Annotated in this window: 9 protein-coding genes; 5 read left to right on the top strand and 4 right to left on the bottom strand. The window is 70.0% G+C overall.

The window, feature by feature from the left end:
- Positions 1-305, bottom strand: a 305-nt coding sequence (locus VJ693_RS16950; RefSeq protein ID WP_324156018.1) for an SDR family oxidoreductase, incomplete at its 3' end; no start/stop codon positions are given.
- 158 nt (positions 306-463) lie between these two features.
- Here VJ693_RS16950 and VJ693_RS16945 point away from each other — a divergent pair.
- On the top strand, positions 464-1240 hold the full coding sequence (locus VJ693_RS16945) for an IclR family transcriptional regulator (protein WP_324156017.1): 777 nt from the start codon (positions 464-466) through the stop codon (positions 1238-1240).
- Positions 1241-1252: 12 nt separating this feature from the next.
- On the opposite strand, the gene VJ693_RS16940 is transcribed toward VJ693_RS16945, so the two are convergent.
- Both VJ693_RS16940 and VJ693_RS16935 read right to left on the bottom strand, forming a co-directional pair.
- On the bottom strand, positions 1253-1468 hold the full coding sequence (locus VJ693_RS16940) for a zf-HC2 domain-containing protein (protein WP_324156015.1): 216 nt from the start codon (positions 1466-1468) through the stop codon (positions 1253-1255).
- The gene (locus VJ693_RS16935) at positions 1465-2040 is read right to left on the bottom strand and encodes a sigma-70 family RNA polymerase sigma factor (RefSeq protein ID WP_324156014.1); all 576 of its coding nucleotides are present in this window, start codon (positions 2038-2040) and stop codon (positions 1465-1467) included. Before VJ693_RS16935 ends, VJ693_RS16940 begins: the two co-directional genes overlap by 4 nt.
- 61 nt (positions 2041-2101) lie before the next feature.
- On the opposite strand from VJ693_RS16935, the gene VJ693_RS16930 reads away from it, so the two are divergent.
- Genes VJ693_RS16930 through VJ693_RS16915 form a run of 4 tightly spaced genes read left to right on the top strand, consistent with a single transcriptional unit; the run spans position 2102 to position 4694 of the window.
- The gene (locus tag VJ693_RS16930; protein ID WP_324156013.1) at positions 2102-2425 is read left to right on the top strand and encodes a DUF2282 domain-containing protein; all 324 of its coding nucleotides are present in this window, start codon (positions 2102-2104) and stop codon (positions 2423-2425) included.
- 31 nt (positions 2426-2456) lie between these two features.
- On the top strand, positions 2457-3356 hold the full coding sequence (locus tag VJ693_RS16925; protein WP_324156012.1) for a DUF692 domain-containing protein: 900 nt from the start codon (positions 2457-2459) through the stop codon (positions 3354-3356).
- Complete coding sequence (locus VJ693_RS16920; protein WP_324156011.1) at positions 3353-4177, top strand: DNA-binding domain-containing protein; 825 nt, start codon at positions 3353-3355, stop codon at positions 4175-4177. Before VJ693_RS16925 ends, VJ693_RS16920 begins: the two co-directional genes overlap by 4 nt.
- 13 nt (positions 4178-4190) lie before the next feature.
- Entirely contained in the window at positions 4191-4694 is a 504-nt protein-coding gene (locus tag VJ693_RS16915) for a DoxX family protein (RefSeq protein ID WP_324156010.1), read from the top strand.
- Here VJ693_RS16915 and VJ693_RS16910 read toward each other — a convergent pair.
- Positions 4666-5101, bottom strand: a 436-nt coding sequence (locus VJ693_RS16910; protein ID WP_324156009.1) for an energy transducer TonB, incomplete at its 5' end; no start/stop codon positions are given. The genes VJ693_RS16915 and VJ693_RS16910 overlap by 29 nt on opposite strands.

Raw genomic sequence — 5101 nt, 5'->3', positions numbered from 1 at the left:
AGGCTGAAATCCCAAGACGCTTCGTCGCAGTCGAGGATGGAGCCTTCGTGCACGAAGCCGGCGCAATTGAACAGGCCGTCCAGCGGCGGCAGCTCGGCGGCCAGCGCGGTGATGGCGGCGGGGTCGCGCACGTCCAGCCGGCGGGTTTGAATGCCCGCCGTCCCGGCCAGCGTGGCGAGGCCCTCGGCCGCGATGTCGGTCGCGAACACTTGCGCACCCTCGCGCGCGCAGGCGATGGCGCTGGCGCGGCCGATGCCTTGCGCCGCGGCAGTGATCAAAAGCGTCTTGCCCTGCAGTCGTCCCACGCGCTCGTCTCCTGGGGGGTTCTGGTTTCCACCATCAGTTCATATACGAACATGATGTTCATGGATGAATACTGTAGAGTCACTGCCGAGCCGCGGCCGCCCGTACTAACCCTTGGTCGGCCCCACCCTTGAACGCCCAACCGCCATGCCTGCCTGACGTGAGCACCGAAAACGACGCTGCCCCGGACCGCTACCGTGCCCCCGCGCTCGACAAGGGCCTGGACATCCTGGAGCTGCTGGCCGAGCAGCCGCTCGGCCTGACGCGCGCCGAGATCGTCAAGGCCATGGGGCGAAGCCAGAGCGAGATCTACCGCATGCTCGAGCGCCTGGTCGCGCGGCACTACGTGACCCGCTCGCCCGAGGGCGATCGCTACGCGCTGGGCCTGAAGCTGTTCGTGCTGGCGCACCGGCACCCGCCGCTCGACCGTCTCGTGGCTCGCGCCCAACCGGCGATGGACGCGTTCGCCAAGGCGGCCGAGCAGTCCTGCCACCTGGTGGTCTACGACCGCGGCAACCTGACGGTCGTCGCCCAGGTGGCCAGCCCGAACAACTGGGGGCTGTCGATCCGGCTGGGCGTGCGGGTCAACCTGGTCGACACCGCCTCAGGCCACGTGATGCTGGCCTTCCAGTCGGATCAGCGGCGCAGCGAGATGCTGGCCGAGCACGAGGTGCTGGAAGGGGAAGTGCCCTTGTCGACGGGCGAGTTGGCGGCCGTGCTGGCGAAGGTGCGCGCGCAAGGCCATTGGGAAGGCGACAGCCAGCAGGTGTTCGGGGTGTCGGACGTGTCGATGCCGCTGCTGGACCCCTACGGCCATGCCTTGGCGGTGCTGACCTGCCCGTTCATCCGGCGCATCGACCGCCATGTTGGGCCCGACGCGGCCGCGGTGCGGGCACTGCTGGCCCAGACCGCGCAAGGGTTGTCGATCGGGGGCTGAGCCCGGCCGGCCTCAGGGTGCGGGGGGCGGCCCGTCGGCTTCGTCGCGATAGGCGCGCCAGCGGCCGACTGCCATGCGCATCACCGCCACCTGGCGCACGAAACGCGGGCAGGCGGCGCAGATCGCCAGGTGCATGCGCAGACGCAGCCGGTCCGACCACGACAAGGCCTGGTCCTCACCCTGCAGCACCAGGTGCGTGGCCTCCTTGCAGTTGATCATCCACTTCATGCCTGCCCTCCGGCCTTGCCCACGGCGTTGAACCACGTTGCTTGCAGGCAATCGCGCAGGCGCAGCCGGGCGCGGTGCAGCAGCACCCACAGGTTGGTCGTGGAGATCGCCAATTCCTTGCAGATCTGCTCGGTGTCGAGCTCCAGCCACTCGCGCATCATGAAGACGCGGCCCTGCGTCGCCGGCAGCTTCTCGACGCAGGCGTCGAGGACGGCCAGGAATTGGCGCTGGCCGCACAGCGCCTCGGGTTGCTCGCTCCAGTCGACCGGCACGTCGCGCCAATGGCCGGTCTCGTCGAACAGCACGGCGTCCAGGTCTTCGCCGTCGTCGCGGTCGAGCACGGTGGCTTCGCGCGCATGGCGACGCAACTGGTCGATCAGCTTGTGCTTGAGAATGCCGACCAGCCAGGTCTTCAACGCCGAAGCGCCGGCGAAGCCCTGCGGCTTCTCCAGTGCGGCCAGCAGCGTGTCGGACACTGCGTCCTCGGCCCAGGCATCGTTGCGCAGCTGGCTGCGTGCGTACCGCAACAACTGGGGTCGCAAGGCTTCGACCTGCTGCGCAAAATCCGTCATGCGGGCGGTTCTCGAGATGGCGTTGGGCGGCAGTGTAAGGAACTTGGCGGCCCATCGACCCATGCCTGTCCCATTCATCAACCCGATCCAGGAGATACCAACCATGACCCAGCAGCGCCAGATCGTCGCTTCTGCCCTCGCCACCGTGATGGCGCTTGGCCTGGCCAGCGCCAGTGCGCATGCCGAAGACAAGGCCAAGGAGAAGTGCTATGGCATCGTCAAAGCAGGTCAGAACGATTGCGCCAACCTGAACGGCAGCCACTCCTGCGCCGGCCAGGCCAAGACCGACATGGACCCGAACGAGTGGAAATACGTCGCCAAGGGCACCTGCAAGGACCTGAAGGGCCTGACGGCGGACGAGGCCAAGACGAAGATGAAGAAGTGAGCCGGGCCTGACGCGCCGCCACAGACCCGCCATGCCCGCTCTGCCCGAAAGCCTCTCGACCGCCCGCATGGCCGGCATCGGCTGGCGGCAGCCGCACTATCGCGAGCTGCTCGAGCGGCGGCCGGCCCTGGGCTTCATCGAGGTCCATTCCGAGAACTTCTTCGCCGAGGGCGGCGCCGCGCTGGCGCTGCTCGGGCAGGCACGTGCGCACTACCCGGTCAGCCTGCACGGGGTCGGCCTGGCGTTGGGCTCCGCCGCCGGGCTGGACCCATGGCACCTAGACCAGCTCGCCGCCCTGGTCGAGCGCGTGCAACCCGTGCGGGTGTCCGACCATGCGAGCTTTGCCCGCGTGGCGATGCCGGGCGGCGGCCCCGTGCTGCATGGCAGCGACCTGCTGCCGATCGCCTTCACCGACGCCTCGCTCGACCTGATGGTGGCCCACGTGCAGCAAGTGCAGGATCGGCTGAAGCGCCCGTTGCTGATCGAGAACATTTGTGCCTACCTGCGCTGGGAAGACGACACGCTGGCCGAACCCGAGTTCTTCAATGCGCTGGCGCAGCGCAGCGGCTGCGGCCTGCTGCTCGACGTCAACAACCTCGTCGTCAACAGCCTGAACCGCGGCGCGCCCGATGCCGTGGCCGATGCCTGCGCCTGGGTCGATGCGCTCGACCCCGGCATCGTCGGCGAGATCCACCTCGCGGGCTACAACGACAGCGGCGTGCTGGTGATCGACGACCACGGCTCGCCGGTGCATCCGCCGGTGTGGCGGGTCTTCCGCCACACGATCGAGCGCCTCGGGCCGCACCCGACGCTGATCGAGTGGGACACCGAGCTGCCCGCGTTCGACGTGCTGCTGGCCGAGGCGCAGCGGGCCGAGGATGTCATGGGGGAGTTCGCCGCTTCGGTCGGCCGCGCGGGGCTCGCGCGATGAGCCGCGCTGCCGAATCCGAGCGCCAGCAAGGCCTGCTGCAGGCCTTGCGCGCGCCCTGGCGCGAGGGCCTGCCGATCGGGTGCGTGGCGCTGCCGGGGCGGGGCGCTGGCGTGCCGCACAAGCTTGCCGGTCTGCAGGCGTACCGTGCCAACGTGCAGGCCGTGGCGGAGCGCGCGCTCGTTGCCGCCTACCCCGTGCTGGCTCGCCTGCTGGGCGACGAGACCATGGCCGCGCTGGCGCGCGACCTGTTGATCCACCACCCGCCGACGCGGGGCGACCTGGCCTGGTTCGGCGCCGAGTTGGCCGCGTGGATCGCGAACGTGCCGGAGCTGGCCGATCTGCCGTGGCTGGCCGACGTGGCGCGGCTCGAATGGGCCGTGCACCGAGCGCACACGGCGGCCGATCCACCGGATGCCCCGCCCGACCTGCAGGCGCTGACTGGCGAAGACCCGGCGACGCTGCAAGTGCGCTTCGTCGCCGGCAGCGCGCCGATCCCTTCGGCCTGGCCGGTGCTGCTGATGTGGCAGGCGCACCAGGTGCCGCCCGATGCCGAGCCCGAGCTGGCGCCGGTGCGAGCGGCACTCGCAGCGGGCGAGGGCAGCGTTGTGTGGGTCTGGCGACGCGGGCATCGCGTCGAGCTGGCGTCGCTCGGCGCCGACGAACAGACCTTCCACGACGAGCTGCTGGGCGGCCGCCCGCTCGGCGCGGCGCTGGCGGTCACGCTCGATCGCCACCCCGATTTCAGTTTCGAGCGCTGGCTCACACGCGCCCTGCGCGAGGGCTGGCTGGCCGAGATCCGGCCCGATCCCGATCCAACCTGAAGGAGAGTGTTCCATGTGGACTGCGCCCCCTGTGCTGGCGCGCGCCTGGCTGCGCGTCGTCGGCTGGCTCGAGGCCCTGCAACCGCTGGCCCTGCTGGCCGCGCGGCTCTATGTCGCGCGGGCCTTCTTCCTGTCCGGTCTGACCAAGATCCGCGACTGGGAGACGACCCTCGCGCTGTTCGCCGACGAGTACCATGTGCCGCTGCTGCCGCCCGAGCTGGCCGCGGTGGCCGGCACCACCGGCGAGCTGGTGCTGCCGGTGCTGCTGGCGCTCGGCGTGGCCGGCCGCTTCGGTGCGATGGGCCTGTTCGTGCTGAACATCGTCGCGGTGCTGAGCCTGCAGGAGATTGCCGACGCCGCGCTGCAGCAGCACGTGTTCTGGGGCAGCCTGCTCGCCGGGCTGATCCTCTGGGGCCCGGGGCGCTGGTCGGTCGATCGGTTCATCGCGCCGCGGTTCCTCGGGGCGGCCGATGCCGCGCTGCCGATGCCTAGGACTTCGGGAAGCGCGACACGCTGAGCACCATCGGCGAGGGCACGCGGCCATTCTCGTCACGCGGCAGCATGGCCGTCTTCTCGATGGCGCGGATCACCGCGTCGTCCCATTCCTTGACGCCGCTGGGCTTGACGATGTCGGATTTGGTGATCGTGCCGTCCGGCATCACGATCAGGCGCACCTCCGTCGTCGGGTTGCCCGAGACTTCGAACAACAGCTGGATGTTGGGTCGGATGCGCGCGACGATGCGGCCCGCATAACTCGCCGACGGGCCGGCATCGCGCGCGGCCGTGCCGGTGCTGGTGGGCGCGCCGCTGCCGCCGAGCTGCTCGTTCATGCGGCGCAGCTGGTCCTGGCGGGCCTTCTCGCGCGCGGCGGCCGAGGCCTGCTCCTTGCGCTGCTGCTCCAGCTTCGCCTTCTCGCGTTCCTTG

The sequence above is a fragment of the Ideonella sp. genome (assembly GCF_035254525.1).
Taxonomy (GTDB): Bacteria; Pseudomonadota; Gammaproteobacteria; order Burkholderiales; family Burkholderiaceae_C; genus Ideonella.
Note: the sequence above shows the minus strand (reverse complement) of the source record. Positions and strands in the feature narration are given on the sequence as shown.

What these genes read in the sequence shown, in the direction of transcription:
- VJ693_RS16940 (WP_324156015.1), bottom strand. Translation starts at nt 1,468, where the DNA reads ATGAAGTGGATGATCAACTGCAAGGAGGCCACGCACCTGGTGCTGCAG.
- VJ693_RS16930 (WP_324156013.1), top strand. Translation starts at nt 2,102, where the DNA reads ATGCCTGTCCCATTCATCAACCCGATCCAGGAGATACCAACCATGACC.
- VJ693_RS16925 (WP_324156012.1), top strand. Translation starts at nt 2,457, where the DNA reads ATGCCCGCTCTGCCCGAAAGCCTCTCGACCGCCCGCATGGCCGGCATC.
- VJ693_RS16935 (WP_324156014.1), bottom strand. Translation starts at nt 2,040, where the DNA reads ATGACGGATTTTGCGCAGCAGGTCGAAGCCTTGCGACCCCAGTTGTTG.
- VJ693_RS16915 (WP_324156010.1), top strand. Translation starts at nt 4,191, where the DNA reads ATGTGGACTGCGCCCCCTGTGCTGGCGCGCGCCTGGCTGCGCGTCGTC.
- VJ693_RS16920 (WP_324156011.1), top strand. Translation starts at nt 3,353, where the DNA reads ATGAGCCGCGCTGCCGAATCCGAGCGCCAGCAAGGCCTGCTGCAGGCC.